Raw genomic sequence first — 16,105 nt, forward strand, 5'->3', positions numbered from 1 at the left:
CGGGTAGCAAACCTCATCGGTTCACTACCCGCTGCTGCATTCGAGCCCTAACCGTCTACCGCTGCCCGACCGCCCCGGCCGGGGCCTGCTGGCCGGAGAAATCGAAGTACAAGGTCATTTCCTTGGCGTACGAGGGGTCTTTGCCGTAGTCGTAGTACATGTTGGTTTTGCCCATCGGGCCCATGTTCTCGGCTTTCTGCGACTTGGTGCCGATGGGCGTGATGCCGTGCATAAAGGAGAGCTGGCCGCCGGGGAAGGCCGGGGCCGTGTTGTAGGGCGTGGCCGAGAAGCGCGGCGTGAACAGGCGCAGGTACACGTCTTCCTGGTCGCAGACTATCGTGAGGGGCTGGCCGGTGGTCTGCAGGGTGAGCCAGTAGAAGTTGGAGTAGTAGCCCTTGAACTCGGGGTACTCGGGGCCGCGGGTGCCTTCCATTTCGCCGGTGCTGGTGTTGTTGTAGGCCTTGGTCCACACGCCTAGGGTGGTGCCCTTCAGGCGGTCTTTCCAGACGCGGTAGGGCCCGTCGCCGCGCCACTGAATGCCTTTGACTTCCTTTTCGGGGTAGTTGAAGTTGAGGCCGGCCAGCTGGAAGTCGTAGTCCTTGGGGAAGTACTTGGCGGTCATCTTCACCCAGCCCGAGGGGTATACCGTCCACTGCAAGGACTGGTAGCGGCTCTGCTTGCCGAATTTGGCTTCGATGACGACGTTGGCGCCGTCCTGGCGCTGGCTCAGGCCCTCGAAGGCGGTTTCGCCCTCGGCCAGCACGGGGCCGTTGGAAAGCGGGATGATGCCCTTGGTGTTGCGCACCTGGCGCAGCAGGCCGGAGCGGCGGCTGAAGGTCAGCTCCACGCCGTTGGCGGCCACCGCGTAAAGCGAATCGGTTTCGGTGAGCTTGGCGGCACCGGTGCCTTCGAGGCGCACGAGCTGCTGGGCCACGGCGCTGGGGCGGGCAATGGGCCAGCTCCAGGTGTAGATTTCGCGGCCGTCGGGGTACTGGGCGGTGATGTAGAGCACGTCGTGCTGCTGCCAGTCGGCGGGCAGGGCCACTCTCAGGGTGCCGTAGGTGCCGTTGGGGGCAATGCTGGGCGCGGTGAGGGTGCCGGTTTTGGTGACGGGCGCGGCCTTGCTGCCGGGGCCGGGCAGTTGGGCGAGTTTCCAGGTGAACTTACACTGATTCAGGTCGGTGAAGTGGAAGCGGTTTTGCACGCGGAAGGTGCCGTCGAAGGCCGGGGTGATGTCGCGGCGTTCGAAGAACACGGGGCTCCAGACTTCCTTGATGGTGAAGAAGCTGCCCTCCTTTTCGCGGTAGGGCCCGAGGATGCCGTCGGCGCCGTGGTTGCCGTCGGTGTCGAGGATGCCGCCCTTGTCGGTGCGCACCACGCCGGCGTCGGAGAAGTCCCAGAGGAAGCCGCCGGCCGAGCGCGGGTGGGCCCACATCTGCTCCCAGTAGTCTTCGAGGCCGGCGCCGTGGCCGCCGTCGTAGAGGCCGTGCAGGAACTCGGTGGGAAACACCACGTTGTGGCCCTGCAGGTGCGTGCCGTTGCCGTAGTCGTAGTTGATGTAGTGCTGGGTATCGGTGCCGCGGAACACCTGCCAGGCGTGGATGACGGGGCGCTGCTGCAAATCCATGCGGTCGAGCACCGGGTCGAGGTCGAAGTTGTGGCCGCCCTCGTTGCCGTTGACCCACACCACGATGCTGGGGTGGTTTTCGTCCTTGCGCACCATTTCCTCGGTGAGCTTGGTACCGGTGGGCGTGTCGTAGTTGCCGTGCCAGCCGGCTATTTCGTCGAGCACCATCAGGCCCAGCGAGTCGCAGGCGGCCAGGAAATGGTCGTCGGGCGGGTAGTGGGCCATGCGCACGGCGTTCATGTTCATCTCTCGCATCAGGTTCACGTCCTGGATGCTCAGGGCCTTGCTGGTCACGCGGCCGGAGGTAGGCCAGAACGAGTGGCGGTTGACGCCCTTGAACTTGATTTTGACGCCGTTCAGGTACATGCCGTCCCGCTCGCGCACTTCCATGGTGCGGAAACCGATGCGCTTGTCGACGACGTGCACCGGCTGCCCGCCCTTGCGCAGGGTGAAGGCCACGCGGTAGAGGTTGGGTGTTTCGGGCGTCCAGAGCTGGGCCTGATTCAGCGAAGTTTGCAGGCGGGTGGTGGCCCCGGCGGCTACGGCCGCGCGGAACTCGGCGCCGGCTTTCTGCCCATCCAGCGTGTAGAGCTGGCCCACGACTTCGTCGGCCCCGCTGCCCTGGGTGTACACGTCGGCGCGCAGGGAGCCGTCGGCCTTGGCATCCACGGCCACGCGGCTGATGTGGGTGACGGGCAGGGCCTCCAGGAACACCGGGCGGAAGATGCCGCCGAACAGCCAGAAGTCCCCTCGCCGCTCGGCGTCGTTGACGGATTCGTTGGCCGAGTGCTTGCTGACGGTGGCTTCGAGCAGGTTGGTTTTGCCTGGCTTGAGCAGCCGGGTAATGTCGTACTTGAAGCGGTAGTAGGAGCCCTGGTGCATCGGCCCGGCCGACTGACCGTTGATTTTGACCTCAGTATCGGTCATGGCGCCGTCGAAGACGATATTCACCGTCTTGCCGTCCCAGTTCTTGGGCACCTTGAACTCGTACTTGTACTGGCCCACTTCCTTGCCGCGGGCGGTGTCCTTGGCGTGGCCGTAGTTGTACTTGCCGAAGCCCTGCAGCTCCCAGTTGGAGGGCACCGGGATGGTGGTCCACTTGCCGGCGTTGCGGCCGGCCGAGCAGTGGAATTTCCACTTCACTGTGTGGTCTTTGTCGGTACCGGAGAGGTACTGAATCTGCGTCTGCTGGGCGTGGACGGATGTCAAGGGCAGCATCGTCAGCAGCACGGCAGCCAGGCGGGACGCGGTAGAGGTAATGGGCATGCGGGAAGGATTGGTAGAGACGCGACCCATCGCGTCTCAATCGTTGCTGATGTTGTTTTGACTGCCGGGGCCGCTCGTTCAACGCAGACCGTTCAACGACGAGACGCGAAGGGTCGCGTCTCTACACCGGGCGGCTTAGTTGGCGCCAGAACCTTTGGCCGCCGAACCCGTGGCCGCATCCGGTGCCGACGTCTTCAACGACTTCACATAGAACACCGCCAGCTTCTCCGACTCCCCCGCGCGGGGCAAATCGTAGGCCTGGTCGGCGGGCGTATCGGGCGTGGGGAAGTGGCGGGCGGGGCCGGTGCGCAGCATCACCCGCTCGAAGGAGGCCACCGGGGCGAAGAAGATGAAGGTGCTGTTCTTGCCCCCGTTCACCGATACCGTGCAGGTGCGGTTGGGCGCATCCAGGGTCACTTTCAGGTCGAGCTGCTGGCCGGCCTGGTACTTGGTCACTCCTTTGAAGCGGGCCCCGGCCTTGTAGCTGAGCGTGCCGGTGGAGTCGAACGAAAGCTGCACAGCGGGCTGACCCTTGGCATCCTGAAACTCGATTTGCAGAAGGCCGTGGTCGTTCTGGGCGGGCACTACCGACAGCTCGGCCGTCAGCTGCTTGCTTTCGGGGATGATGCGCTCGGCCTTGCCGTAGTCGAAGCGGTCCGAATCCTTGAACACCAGGCCCTTCGAGCCGTCGGGCAGCGGGCCGATTTCCACCGGGGCCTGCACCAAGCTGTAGGTATTCCACTGGTCGAGCTCCTGCCCGGCGGGCAGCCGGGCGAAAACCTCGTTGGCATGGCTGCTGGCCGTGGCGCGGATGGGCACCGGCACCGAGGCAATCCAGAGGTCCTCCTTGTTCACGCTGTAGCTCACCCACATTTTCTTGTCGGGCGGCACCCCGTCGCCTTCCTGGATGCCGCGCACGTACTGCGGGCCGTAGCTTTTGTAGTTGCCGCCGTAGCGCATGGGCGTGATTTCGCCGTGTACCAGCCAGAGGTCGGTGTAGTCGAGGCCGTTTTGCGACGTGGAAACAGCCAGTGGCCAGCGGAACTCCGAGGGATTATACACGGTAGCATAATGGCCGTCGGCGGTGCGCTGCCCCCAGATTTTGGCGTTGCTGTTGACGAAGTGCGGGGCGCGGATGACCGGGTTGGGCCAGGTCCGGCCGCCGTCGGGGCTGATGGTGGTCAGCGCGTGCTTCCAAAGGCCCACCACCCGGCCGTCGGGCAGGTGGTAGTAGCTGAAGGCCTTGTAGTCCTTGTGAATCGGAATGAGCGGGTCGTCCTTGTCCTGTTCCTCCACCATCTGCTGCATCATCAGCGGGTTGCTCAGGATTTCCTCGCAGGCCGCCACGAAGCCCTTGTCCTTGCTCTTGGTGTAGAAGGGGTAAGCGGATTTCGACTGGTCCCAGGTCTTGTTGTGGCGCAGGAAGTAAATCGGCCCGAACTTGCCGCCCGGCAGCACCTCGCGCACCACCCGCCCGATGCCCTGCCCGTCGTTCGGGTCGTCCTTGGCGTCGAGGGCCACGCCGTAGTAGCCCAGGGTCAGCAGGCGGTTCTTTTTCGACACGTAGAAGCCGATGCGCTGGTGCATCACGGCCTCCAGGTTCCGGGCCACTTTGCCGGGCTGGTCGGGCTTGGTGAAGCCGTCGGGCACCTTGTAGGGCGGGAAAATCACTGTGGGGTTCGACCAGATGTAGCCGTCCTTGGAGGTCAGCAGCAGGGTGCGGCCGGGCGGAATATGCTCCCCGGCGGGGTTGCTCAGGTACTGGTAGTAGAACTGTCCCTGCCAGTAGGCCAGCATGGGCGCGTGGTTGTAGGTCCACCCTTCCCCGTTGGCCGCGCTGGGCTGCTCCCGATTCGCCCGCAGCACCTGCCGGGCGTGGGTGCCGATGGCCGGGCGCAGCTGCCCGTGGTGGTAGTCCACGTTGCTGAGCGTGGTGCCGGTGTAGCGGATGGTTTCCGGCGCCGTCTGGGCCTGGGCCGAAACGCCGCCCAGCGTCGCCGCGGCTGCTACCCAAATTCCTATCTGCTTGCTCATGGATTTCCGCTCGTGGTAGTCGTTGCAGGTGCCGTCGGGGCGCTGCGCAACAGGTTTTTCAACGTCCGGCGCGGCGCCATGAACACGGTGCCGTGCTTGTGCCCCTGCGGCACGCTGGTTTGGGCCGACACGTCGGTGAACGTCTTGAAATCGGCCGTTTTCATCACGCCGAAGCGCTTTTCTTTGTAAGCGTCGTAGTAGATCAGCCACTGCTTATCCGGCAGCGCCAGCACGCTCGGGCCCTCGGTGAAGTTGCCGGTGAAAGGCTCCGATACGTTCGGAAACGGTCCCAGCGCCGAGGGTCCAAACGCCACCTTGATGTTGCGCATGGGCCGGGTATTGTCTTTCACCACCAGCACGTAATCCTGCGGCCCACGCGGCACCACCACCGCGTCGATGGCGCTCCAGCCCGGATCGAGGAAGAGCTTGGCGGGCGTGAAGGACTGGAAGTCCTTAGTCGTGGTGTAGTAGAGCCGGTGGTTGTTGTCCTCATCCTCGATGCCCCGCGGGAAGCGCAGCGGGATGGTACTGGCCCACACGATGAGGTACTGCTGGGTCGGGGCGTCGTAGAAGATTTCCGGCGCCCACACGTTCACGGTCGTGGGCTCGTGGCCCATCACGTCGATAAAGCGCTGCGCCGACCAATGCACCAAGTCCTTCGAGGAGGCGTAGCCGAAGCCCTTGTCACCCTTCCAGCCGCAGGTCCAGACGAGGTGGTACGTCCCATCCGGCCCGCGGGCAATGCTTGGGTCGCGCATAATCTTGCTCGGCCCCACCTGCGGCTGCAGGAAGATGCGGTTCAGGTCCTGCCACTTATACCCGTCGTAGCTGTAGAGCAGGCGCAGCCCTTCATTGGCCGGCTCGTGAAACGACGTGAACATGTACACGTCGCGCCCACAAGCTGTAAGCAGCGCGGCCCCGAGCAGCGGGGCGAGGAAGCGGACGGCTTTGGTGTTGAGCATGGGAGCTTTTAGAACGTCATGTCGAGCTTGTCGAGACATCTCGCGTGCTGACGTCTGATACTATTCTATTCGTTGATTTTACTCTCGAACGTCAGCACGCGAGATGTCTCGACAAGCTCGACATGACGTTCTTCTTTTCCGTTGCTGTGGCTACACCCCGTCCAGCACCAGCACCCAGTCGTTGCCGTTTTTCGGCTCGCCGGGGGCGTTGAATTCCTGCGTGCCCTTGTTCGGAAAGGTGCCGATGGCGGTGGTTTTCCCGTCGCGCGGGCTGAACCACGACGCCTTGACCTTGCTGCCGCCGATTTTGCCCAGGTTCACCTTGATGTTGCGGCCGGTGTAGGTGTATACAAAGGCGTAGCTTTTGCCCCGCGTGGCCAGCAGCCGCTCGTACTTCTCCCCTTCCCCGCCAGCAATGATGGACTGATCCGGCACCCGCTCGAAGTAGGGCCGCGACAACATCAGCTGCTTGAGGTACTGCATCTGCGCGGCACCCGGCGCGTTCAGGGCCGACGACCACAGCTCCGACGAGCCGTAGGCACTGCCTTTGTCGAAGGCGCTGTGCATCTGCATCACCGAGTTCTGCCCGTAGGTGTAGCCGAAAGCCCCCGCGAAAACCGACCAGTAGCCGTAGCGGCGCACGTCGGCGTCGGTCCAGCGGGGCTGGGTGATGTCGTGCAAACCCTGCGGAATGCCCTCGTACGACGGCTCCCCGTCGAGGCTGGGCTTGGCGGGCTTCAGGGCCTGGTCGACCTGCTGGTAGCGCCAGTTGTCCTCGCCGTAGTGCTTCTGCTCGTTGCGCGAGGTATCCTGGGCGTAGCGCCGGTGCCCCGACTGGTACATGTTGAAATCCAACCACTTCGCGTTATGAAACCAGTCCGACGACTGCGTGCGCCCCCGCGGGTGGTAGGTCACCAGATGGTTCGGGTCGACGGCTTTCAGCGTGCTGCCAATGGTATTCCAGACCTTCAGCGAGTCGGAGCCGGCAATGTCGCCACCGTTCAGCCAGATGATGTTCGGGCGGTTCCGGTAGCGCTCCGCCAGGAAAGTGGCGTAGGCTTTGGCTTGTACCTGGTTGACTTTGCCGCCCTTCACGTTGGTGCCCCATACCGGCACCAGGCCCATGTACAGGCCCTTTTTGGCCGCCAGATCCACGATGTAGTCGACGTGGTCCCAGAAGTCGTACTGGGCCGGGTCGGCGGGCGAGTTGCCCTTGGTGACGAGCGGCGTGGCCACGTTGCCGTGCACCAGGGCGGAGTCGCCGTACACGTTCACGGCGGGTACCTGGTGCAGCACCATCACCTGGATGACGTTGAAGCCCTTTTTGCGGCGGTCTTCGAGGTAGGTTTCAGCTTCTTCGCGCTTGAGCTTGTTGAATAAGAGCCAGCCGGTGTCCCCCAGCCAGAAGAAGGGCTTGCCGGCCTCCGTCTGCAGGTAACGGCCGTTGCTGGCGACCTTGAGCTTGCCCAGCGGCTCCGAAGGCGCGGCGGCTAGGGTTAGAGCTGAGACAGTTAGAACTGAGAGCTTAGAAAGCCAACGATTCACCTTACGGGCCGGCCGCTGCTTCGCCAGCTTGCGCCACATTTGCTCCCCGCCGGGTTTGTTCTTTTGGGTCATTCGATTCTGGTTTCTGTTCTTCTAAGTTCTAGGCTCTCAGTTCTCACTTCTAAGTTCTACATCAAGCTCTACCCTTTATCCACCCACAGGATGGCGGGGGCGGCCTGGGGGTTTTTGAGGTCGAGCACCTGCCCGCCCTTCACTTTCTGGGCCTTGCCGAGCAGGTGCCCGTCCTTGGCATCGAGCCACTGCACGCGGAAGGCGCCAGATTCCTGGCGGAGGTCGAGTTGGGTGGCGGCCGTCGGCTCGCAGTAGCGGATGTAGCCCTGGCCAGGATTCACTAGCTGCCACTGTTTCGCCACGGCGGCGGCTTGCTCGGCGGGCTTCATGCGGGCCACGGCGGCCAGGAATTCCTGGCTGGGCACGGCCGGCACGTCGGGCAAAGAGCCGCCGGCCAGCAGCACGGCCCAGCCGAATTTATCGGCCCCGTCGCCGGAGTAGAGGACGGCTTTGTCGGGAAACTGCTGGCGGTACTCGCGCACGGCCCGGTACACCTGCTCAAACGACGAGGCCTTGGGCTTCAGCAGGCGGGCGTGCTGGCGCGGGGCCAGGTTCTGCCCGCCCGCCGGGGCGTAAGCCGCGCCGTCGGCCTGGTAGTGCCAGTAGCGGATGTCGATGATGTCGACCACGGCGGCGCGGGCGGGGTCGGCCAGGATGGCGTCCTGCACGTCCTTGGTCGTGCTCAAGCCAATCAGCACGTTTTTGCCCGTCTCCTGCTCCCACTCTTTAATCGTGTCGAGCCAGAACTGCACGAAGGGCAGCGGGCCGGTAAACTCCTCCCCGATCAGCTGAATGACGCCGCTGTTGTCGGTGAAGTTATTGAGGCACTGGCGGATGTAGGCGCGGTGCAGGGCGCGGCGCGCGGGGTGCGTCACGTCATAGAACTGCTCGGCCATGAAGATGCGCTTGTCGCCGGCGTAGTTGGGCGGCTCGGGGAAACCGGTGTTGTTCACGTTGTTGGCCGGGCGCCAGGGAAAGTCGGCGTAGTGCGCGCCGGCTTCGATGATGTTGTGCTGGAAGTAGTTCTGATGCACCAGCACGAGGCCCTTCTGGTCAGCCAGCTGGGCAAACTCGCGCAGGCGGCCCCAGTACCAGGGGTTGTACTTGGTCAGGTCGTACTTGCTCAGCCCGTCGTAGCCCGCGCCCTGCCCGCTGCGGGCGAAGGGCAGCTCGTAGAAGGGCGGCCACACGTCGCCGTCCATGCGCCGCACCCGCTCGTGGTCGTCGCGGCGCCGCTCGTACCAGAGGGCGTAGTTCTGCTCCATCCCGATCTGGTGGCGGGCCTGCATCGAATCGGTCAGGGCCGTGAGGTCGTCGGTGTAGCCGCGGCCGGTGCGGCCGGGCACGTAGCGGGTAATGGCGGGCTTGGCCTGGCCGATGCCGTAGGGCCGCGAGGAGCCGTTCCACCACGGCACCGAGCCCCGGCTGCCGGTCTGCACCACGCTGCCACGCACCAGCACGCCGTTCTGCACCCGCAGCGGCGCCAGCGTCGGCGCGGGTGCCGGAGCCTTGATTTTCAGCTGATCCAAACCCTTGGCGCCGTTCGTGGAAGTTGAAATCGGCTGGCGCTGCGGGGCCTGCCGGATCCAATCAATCAGCTGCGGGGCGGGCTGCTTGGCCTGGGCCGTCAGCTCCTGGGCCACGGCGACGCTGGGGCTGCTGGAGGCTTCGGTGGGCAAGGCCAACAGCTGCGGCTGCACGGCGGTTTTGCCACCCAGGCGCTCCGCCAGCTGGGCATAAAACAGGCTGCGCGGGTTGATGCTGTTGTTGGACTCACCCCAATACCCGTCGCCCTGAAACTGCGCCCAGGTGCCGAACGCCCAGTTCTGGGCGGTGGGCGGCTTGGGCAAATCGATGCGGGCGGCGGTGCTCTGGTAGACCACGCTGTTGGCGGCCGTCCAGCCCGCGCCCTGCCCGTCCTGCCCCCGATTGGCCAGGCTCAGCGCATTGCCATCGATGTTCACGAGGTCGAACAAGAGCCCCGAGGCCCAGCTGTCCACGGCCCCGCTGAAGCCCAGCGACTCCCGGCTCTGGCACTGCACGAAGGCGTTCGGCCCGGCGGCGCAGAAGCCCGCGGCAAAGTCGTGGTAGCCCTGCTCGGAGTACAGGCGCTGAAACAGGGTCTGCTGCCCGGCGGTGAAGAACGCGTTGCGCCGCTGCCCGCCCACTTCCGACACCGGCGCCAGGCTCAGGCAGTCCTCCACCGTCACGCGCTTCGCCGACTCGAAGGCGGCCACCGCGGAACCGGCGAAGTGCTCAAACGCCACCTGCCGCACCCAGGCGTCAGCCACGTTTTCCAGGGTCACGCCCATCCAGCGGTGCGCCTCGTCCTTGGGGTTTTGCGCGTCGAAGGCGGAGCGGCAGCGCAGGTTTTCCACGCCCACCTGGCTGATGCGGCCCGCCCAGCGGTAGGGCTGCACGGTGCCGCTACCATACTGCGCCTCCAGCGCGGTAGTCAGCGGGGCATCCAGCGTCACCACGTCGCCCTGCACGCTCACCACCTGCCGGTCCCAGGTCAGGTCGCGCTGGCCCGGCTTCCAGCCCAGGGCCGAAATGCCGCCGCCGAAGGTTTCGGTGCCCAGGGCCTGAATCCACTCCTTGGTGGAGGGCCGGCGCACCAGCACCATATCCCCCGCTTTCAGCCCGTGCCCGGCCAACTTGAGCTGATTGGCGCCGACGGGCACGTAGGCATCGGTCACGGCCACGGCCTTGTCGAGTTGCCGGTCGTCGCGGCCGATAATGCGGATGAGCGTCTGCCGGTCCAGGCCGCTGCCGAGCAGTACCGTTCCATCTTCGCCCATGCCGCTACCGCGCAGCACCACGCCGGAAGCCCGGATCAGCAGGCCGCCGGCTACGTCGTAAGTGCCTTTTTCGAGCAGCACGGCGCCTCGCAGGCCGGTGGCTTTATCAGCGGGCAGGGCGGCCACGTAGTCCAGCGCGGCCTGAATGCGAGCAGTGGCGTCGCCTTGCTTCAGCGGCACCACCACGCGCACGGGCACCAGCGGAATGGCTTTTTCGCTGGCCGCGTAGCCGCAGGTGGAAAAGTCCGGCACGCGGTTGCCTTGCGCGTCGGCCACGTACACCAGCTGGTGGTCCTTGCCTTCCGACAGCGGCGGCAGGGGCCGCTCCACCTTGGGCTTCTGGGCGTAGACGGCCACCGGCCAGGGCGCGGCGCTCAAAGCCAGGCCCAGGGCCAGCCCGAGCAGACGCGGGTGAAAACGGAAAACCAAAGGGGAGGCGGGCGAGGTCAAGAGCGAGGGGTGGTTTTAGCTGACGTTGAACGTCGATGTAGCGCTGACTTTCTAGTCGGCGCCGGCGCGGCACACGCCGATGCGGGCCTGCGCAATTAGGCGACAACAGCACCAGCGGCGCGGTTCCGCATTGCGGCGTGCCGCCGCAGCGCCGACTAGAAAGTCAGCGCTACACGCTTACGATTTGCGCGTACCGGGCGCGGCGGGCTTCACTTTCTGGGTATCGACCACGCTGTTGAGGTACTCCTCGATGTTGGTGTAGCCGTCGTTGTCACGGTCCTTGGCCGCGTCGGCGGCATCCTTGGGGTTCAGGCCATGCTTTTTCTCCCAGTCGTCGGGCATGCCGTCCTTGTCCGAGTCCACGTAGGGCTTGCCCTTGTACTCGGGGTAGCCGCCCACCTGCTGCGGGTCGGTGATGATGCCCTGCTTGTAGGAATCGGCGGGCAGGCGGCGCTTGATGTAGGGGTTGACCGGGGTGTCCTTGGCGTCCTTGGCGTACACGATTTTGCCGGTGCGCACTTCCTCCACGATGCGGGCGTCGACGGCGTCGCGCCGGGGCAGGGCGGCGCCCACGTTGTCGAGCACGTAACGGTAGGCCTCCTGGGCCGACAGCACCGTGCCCACGTTGGGCATGGCGAAGGGTTTGTCGGTGCGGATGGCGGCCAGTATTTTCTCCGGCTCGGCCACGTCTTCGAGCTGCACGCCCCCGGCCCAGTTGTCCTTGGTCACCTTCTCGTTGCCCTCGATGACGTTGCCGGCCACGTAGGCTTTGCCATACACCTGGCCCAGGGCCTTGTCACGGCTGGCCTCGGCCTTGAGGATGCGGAAGCTGATGGGCTGGTCGAGCGGCGTAATCGGGCCGGGCTTGTAGTAGTTGTTCACGAAGTTGTACTCCGAGCGGTTGTCGCCGCCGTCGGCCGAGCGGTTCCACCAGTTGAACACCACGTTGTTGGCGAAGTTGAAGTCGCCGTACATGCCCACCGAGGGGTTGCGGCTGATGTTGTTGGCCCAGAGGTTGCGCACGAAGGCGCTGTTCAGCCCCCCGATGGTGCTGCCGAAGGCGTGGTTGTAGGTGTCGAGGCCCTCCGAGAAAATCGAGTTCTGGATGGTCACGTTCACCGTCGGCAGCTTGTCGGCCTTGCCCGTTTCGGGATTGTGGTACACGTGCCGGTACATCGACATGTTCTCGTCCAGGCCCCACGAAGCCGAGACGTGGTCGATGATGATGTTGCCGATGCCGTTGCCGCCCAGCCCGTCGTCGCGGCGGCCCACTTCGGTGGCCCCGCGGCGGAAGCGCAGGTAGCGGATAACCACGTCGTGGGTGTCAATCCACAAGGACTCCCCGGCCACGCACACCCCGTCGCCGGGCGCCGTCTGGCCCGCAATGGTGATGTAGGGCGCCCGGATGCTGATGGGGCTTTTGAGCCGGATGATGCCGGCTACGTTGAAGACCACCGTGCGGGCGCCGCCCTGCTCACAGGCCTCGCGCAAGGTGCCCGGGCCGCTGTCGTCCAGGCTGGTCACCACGAACACCTTACCCCCGCGCCCGCCGAACGCGTACGCCCCGCCGCCCTCGGCACCCGGAAACGCCGTGACCTTGGCCTGCGGCAAATCCGAAGGCTTGGCCGCCCAGGGCACGTAGGGCTTGCCCTGCTTGGCTTCCTGCTCGATGATGGGCAGGGCCTTGGCCCAGGCTTCGTCGGAGTGCTTCTGCGCATCGGCCAGCAGCGCGTCGGCCTTGGCCTGCACGTCGGGCGGAATGGTAGGGTACTGGGCCAGCGCGGGCTGGGCCGCGCAAGCCGCCGCGGCGGTAACGGAGAGGAAAAGCAGGCGGGTTTTCATGCGGGTCGGGTAGGTGTAGCGCGGGCTTTAGCCCGCGTTTTGCAGAACATTTACGGCAGGTGGTGCTGACGTCGAAGCTACTGTCAAACGGACGCAGGCTGGACCGAAGGTCAGCGAAGTTAAGCCCCTCTTCTTGACTTAGTTGGCCAAAGTAGCCAGCTCGATGTCCTGGGGCACGGCGCGGGGCGTGAGGCCTTCCACGGCGCCGCAAAAGTGTACCTGCAGGCCCATTTCGGCCAGCGCGGCGGCTTTGATGCGGCAGGCGGCGTGGGCCTGGGCCTCGTCGGCGGCGTACACCACCTGAATGTGGTTGGCCTTGTGGCGGGCCATCATCTGGTCGCGGGTCACGCCTTTCAGCGTGGCGTGCATGATGGGCCACTGCGGGGTGGTTTCCTGCCAGCGGCGCTGGGTTTCGGCTTCGGGCAGCTGCACGGCCTCGCCCACGCCCAGGTCGCAGTGCAGCGCGTTGTCCTGCACGTACACCCGGCTCCAGACGATGGGGCCCGGGCGGCTCACGCCCTTCAGGCTGCCCCCGCCGAGGCGGAAGTACATGGGCGGCTGCCGCTCGGAGCTGGCGCCCCGGTAGCCGCCCGCGAAGTGGGCCGGCGGGGCCGCGCCCGAAATCAAAAACACCCACACGAACTCCTCGCCCGCGCCGGTATTAAAGTTCTGGCCCCAGCGCAAATCGTGCAGGGTGGTTTCGCCCGACAGGCCCAGCTCCTGCCAGAGCCCGTAGGTCAGCAGCGCGTCGAGGCCGGCGCACTCGTCCACTTCGTTGAAGTGCGGCAGGGCTTGCCCGGCGTACAGCTCGCGGCCATCGGCGCTGAAAACGGGCGGACGGTCCTGGTTGTTCAGGAGGCCTTCCACCAGGTCGCTGGCCACGGTGAGGTCCTTCAGGCCCTGCTGGTACTGAATACCGATGGTGGCGCAGCCGAACTCATCGGCGAGGCGCACGGCGGCTACGTACATCTTGCACTGCTCCAGCGTCTGCGCTTCGGTCAACTCGGTGGCTTCGTCGGTGCCCCAGTTGAACGTCATGCCCTTGGCCAGCAGCCAGTCGAGCACCTGCCGGGCCTCCTGGTCGGTGACGGTGCGCATGGCGGCGTACAACGTCGATTGGCTCAGGCGCTCCTTGAAGAGGCCGGTGGCGTGCAGCAGCTCGTCGGGCACGATGGCGTTGTACATGCCCATGCAGCCCTCGTCGAACACGCCCATGATGGCCTTGTCCTGGCGCAGCCGGCGGCCGAAGGCGCGGCCCTGCTCTTCCTCGGCGGCGGGCAGCTGCACGGCGCTCAGGCTGCGCACGTGGCTGGCGTCCTGGGTGATGCTGCCGGTGCTCAGCCACTGGCGCAGGCCCTGCTCGAAGAACGCGTCGGTGAAGTCCTCGCTCCAGAGGGTGCTGTACTTCACACCGGCCTTGGTGAGGCAGCCGTTCAGGTTCAGCATCCCCACCAGCCCGGGCCACTGCCCGCTCCAGTTGGCCACCGTCAGGATGGGGCCGCGGTGGGTGGTGAGGCCGGCCAGCACGTGGTGCGAGTACTGCCACACGCTCTCGGCCACGATGAGCGGCTGCGCGGGGTTGAGCTGGCGAAACACTTCCATGCCCATCTTCTGCGAGTCGAGGAAGCCGTGGCGCTTGTCGGGGTCGTAGGCGTGGGCGCGGCGCACCGTGTAGCCCTGGCGGGCCAGGGCGGCGGTCAGCAGTTCTTCCATGGCCTGCTGGGCGGCCCAGCAGTCTTGGTTGGCGGCCAGGCGCAGGTCGCCGCTGGCGAGGAGGAGGACTTCGTTCGGGGGAAAGTTCGGGGCCACGTCGGAGCAGGGTTTTGAGGTGGGGAGGCAAGGGCCGGCAGCCGGGGCCGGGCAGGCGGCGGGCGGGCGCGGGAGCCGTTCGACTCACCGGCCATTTGCCGCCGCAGACTTCAATGGCAAATATGCGGGGTGCCCGCCCCGGCCTCCTCCCGCTTATTATCTACTTAGTATAGGATGTTAGCATGGGGCTTTTTCGCCCACCAGCCACCGCGCCGCCGGGTTTCTTTCGCCTTTCCCCAAGCCGCCGAACCGCGCTTTTCGCCACCCGTCCGCAAGCCCGAAATCGATTTAAATTCAGCAGCAAATCAGCGCTGAACAGCGGCTATATAGGCCCACCCGCCGTGTGTGGGCGCTTTCCGAACATGAAGAAAAAGTTAAGCGGGCAGTAGTCTACAGGAGAGTATCGGCTACCCCGGCCTCTACTTTAGTAAGTACGCACTAACCCGGAGTGCTCCGGCTGCCCCTCGGGCGGCCTGCTCGCCGGGCAGGATAATATCCTAGAGTGCGGCGCCGGAACCGCCGACGCCTTCCCGTAGTCCAACTTCTGAGTCCAACTCGTTCCCGTTTGCGCGGCGCCCACTCGCCGCTTCCCACCTGACCAGGGCCGGTGCTTCCCACTCCCGGCCCGCCGAACGCTCACCCAGACCGCTCACCGCATTCCCACATGAAGGCTCACTTCCACAAAATTCCGATCAGCTCGCAAAACTCCTTCAGCATCCGCCACGACGTGAAGCCCAACTTCGGCACCATCTGGCACTACCACCCCGAGCTGGAGCTGCACTACGTAATTAAGGGCGAAGGCGTGCGCCTGATCGGCGACAACATCAGCAACTTCTCGGCCGGCGAAATCGTGCTGGTGGGCCAGAACCTGCCCCACACCTGGCGCTGCCGCGAGGAGTACTTCCAGAACGACCCGGAGCTGGAAGTGGAGGCCGTCGTGATTCAGTTCATGCCCGAGTGCCTGGGCCGCTACCTGCTGGGTTTGCCCGAAGCCTACCTGGTGCCCAAGCTGTTCGAGAAGGCCAAGAGCGGGCTGCTCATCACCGGCGAGGCCCGCGAGCAGCTGGCCCCGCTGATGCGCCGCGCCGTGGAAGCCACCGACCTGGACCGCATCATCATCTTCCTCTCCATCCTGAAGATTCTGTCGGAAACCAACGAGGTGGAAACCATTGCCTCCAAGCACCACGCCTTCACGCAGTCCAACGAGTCGGACACGATGCGCATCAACAAGGTGTGCAACTACACCCTCTCCAACTACCGCAACGAAATCACGCTGGAAGAAGTGGCCAGCATCAGCAATCTGAGCGTCACCTCGTTCTGCCGCTACTTCAAGCTCATCACCAAGAAGACGTACTACGATTTCCTGATCGAAATCCGCATCAGCCAGGCCTGCCGCCTGCTCATTGAGGACAAGCTGCCCACCGAGGTCATCTGCTTCGACTGCGGCTTCAACAACGTGTCGAACTTCTACCGGCACTTCAAGAAAATCACCAAAATGACGCCCCTGGAGTACAAGCGCAAGTACCTGCGCAACTACCGGGAGCTGGTGGCGGCGTAAGGGCCTCACCCCCCGGCCCCCTCTCCCGTGGAGAGGGGGAGCCTGACGTCAGCAACGACAGCGGCCCCAATGCGCTCAGGCGCATTGGGGCCGCTTGCAGTTCCGGCTAATTTTACTCAAGCAGCTGTACCTCAGTCGC

Annotated in this window: 8 protein-coding genes; 1 reads left to right on the plus strand and 7 read right to left on the minus strand. The window is 65.1% G+C overall.

Features of this window, described 5'->3' with window-relative positions:
* Positions 1-55: 55 nt before the first annotated feature.
* The 7 genes from FDY95_RS19510 to FDY95_RS19540 all read right to left on the minus strand — a co-directional run bounded on the left by FDY95_RS19510 (position 56) and on the right by FDY95_RS19540 (position 14,408).
* The gene (locus tag FDY95_RS19510) at positions 56-2,893 is read right to left on the minus strand and encodes a glycoside hydrolase family 2 protein (RefSeq protein ID WP_138080208.1); all 2,838 of its coding nucleotides are present in this window, start codon (positions 2,891-2,893) and stop codon (positions 56-58) included.
* A gap of 135 nt (positions 2,894-3,028) precedes the next feature.
* Positions 3,029-4,927 carry a sialidase/neuraminidase family protein gene (locus FDY95_RS19515; RefSeq protein ID WP_138080209.1) on the minus strand — a complete coding sequence of 633 codons (1,899 nt, stop codon included), beginning with the start codon at positions 4,925-4,927 and terminating at the stop codon, positions 3,029-3,031.
* Entirely contained in the window at positions 4,924-5,889 is a 966-nt protein-coding gene (locus tag FDY95_RS19520) for a glycoside hydrolase family 43 protein (RefSeq protein ID WP_138080210.1), read from the minus strand. The genes FDY95_RS19515 and FDY95_RS19520 overlap by 4 nt, the downstream gene beginning before the upstream one ends.
* Positions 5,890-6,039: 150 nt before the next feature.
* The gene (locus FDY95_RS19525; RefSeq protein ID WP_246074085.1) at positions 6,040-7,506 is read right to left on the minus strand and encodes a glycoside hydrolase family 140 protein; all 1,467 of its coding nucleotides are present in this window, start codon (positions 7,504-7,506) and stop codon (positions 6,040-6,042) included.
* A 68-nt stretch (positions 7,507-7,574) separates the two neighbouring features.
* Positions 7,575-10,736 (minus strand): DUF6298 domain-containing protein, encoded by a 3,162-nt coding sequence (locus FDY95_RS19530; protein WP_246074086.1) that lies wholly within the window; start codon positions 10,734-10,736, stop codon positions 7,575-7,577.
* A 198-nt stretch (positions 10,737-10,934) separates the two neighbouring features.
* Complete coding sequence (locus FDY95_RS19535; RefSeq protein WP_138080211.1) at positions 10,935-12,599, minus strand: pectate lyase family protein; 1,665 nt, start codon at positions 12,597-12,599, stop codon at positions 10,935-10,937.
* A 138-nt stretch (positions 12,600-12,737) separates the two neighbouring features.
* On the minus strand, positions 12,738-14,408 hold the full coding sequence (locus tag FDY95_RS19540) for a fucose isomerase (protein ID WP_138080212.1): 1,671 nt from the start codon (positions 14,406-14,408) through the stop codon (positions 12,738-12,740).
* Between the two features lie 664 nt (positions 14,409-15,072).
* Here FDY95_RS19540 and FDY95_RS19545 point away from each other — a divergent pair.
* Positions 15,073-15,966: an AraC family transcriptional regulator gene (locus tag FDY95_RS19545; protein WP_138080213.1), complete on the plus strand. Its 894-nt coding sequence runs from the start codon at positions 15,073-15,075 to the stop codon at positions 15,964-15,966.
* Positions 15,967-16,105 lie beyond the last annotated feature (139 nt).

It is taken from the genome of Hymenobacter jeollabukensis, assembly GCF_005771675.1.
Classification (GTDB): Bacteria; Bacteroidota; Bacteroidia; order Cytophagales; family Hymenobacteraceae; genus Solirubrum; species Solirubrum jeollabukense.

Coding starts and splice junctions, on each gene's coding strand:
- FDY95_RS19510 (WP_138080208.1), bottom strand. CDS start 2,893: ATGCCCATTACCTCTACCGCGTCCCGCCTGGCTGCCGTGCTGCTGACG.
- FDY95_RS19535 (WP_138080211.1), bottom strand. CDS start 12,599: ATGAAAACCCGCCTGCTTTTCCTCTCCGTTACCGCCGCGGCGGCTTGC.
- FDY95_RS19545 (WP_138080213.1), top strand. CDS start 15,073: ATGAAGGCTCACTTCCACAAAATTCCGATCAGCTCGCAAAACTCCTTC.
- FDY95_RS19520 (WP_138080210.1), bottom strand. CDS start 5,889: ATGCTCAACACCAAAGCCGTCCGCTTCCTCGCCCCGCTGCTCGGGGCC.
- FDY95_RS19515 (WP_138080209.1), bottom strand. CDS start 4,927: ATGAGCAAGCAGATAGGAATTTGGGTAGCAGCCGCGGCGACGCTGGGC.
- FDY95_RS19525 (WP_246074085.1), bottom strand. CDS start 7,506: ATGACCCAAAAGAACAAACCCGGCGGGGAGCAAATGTGGCGCAAGCTG.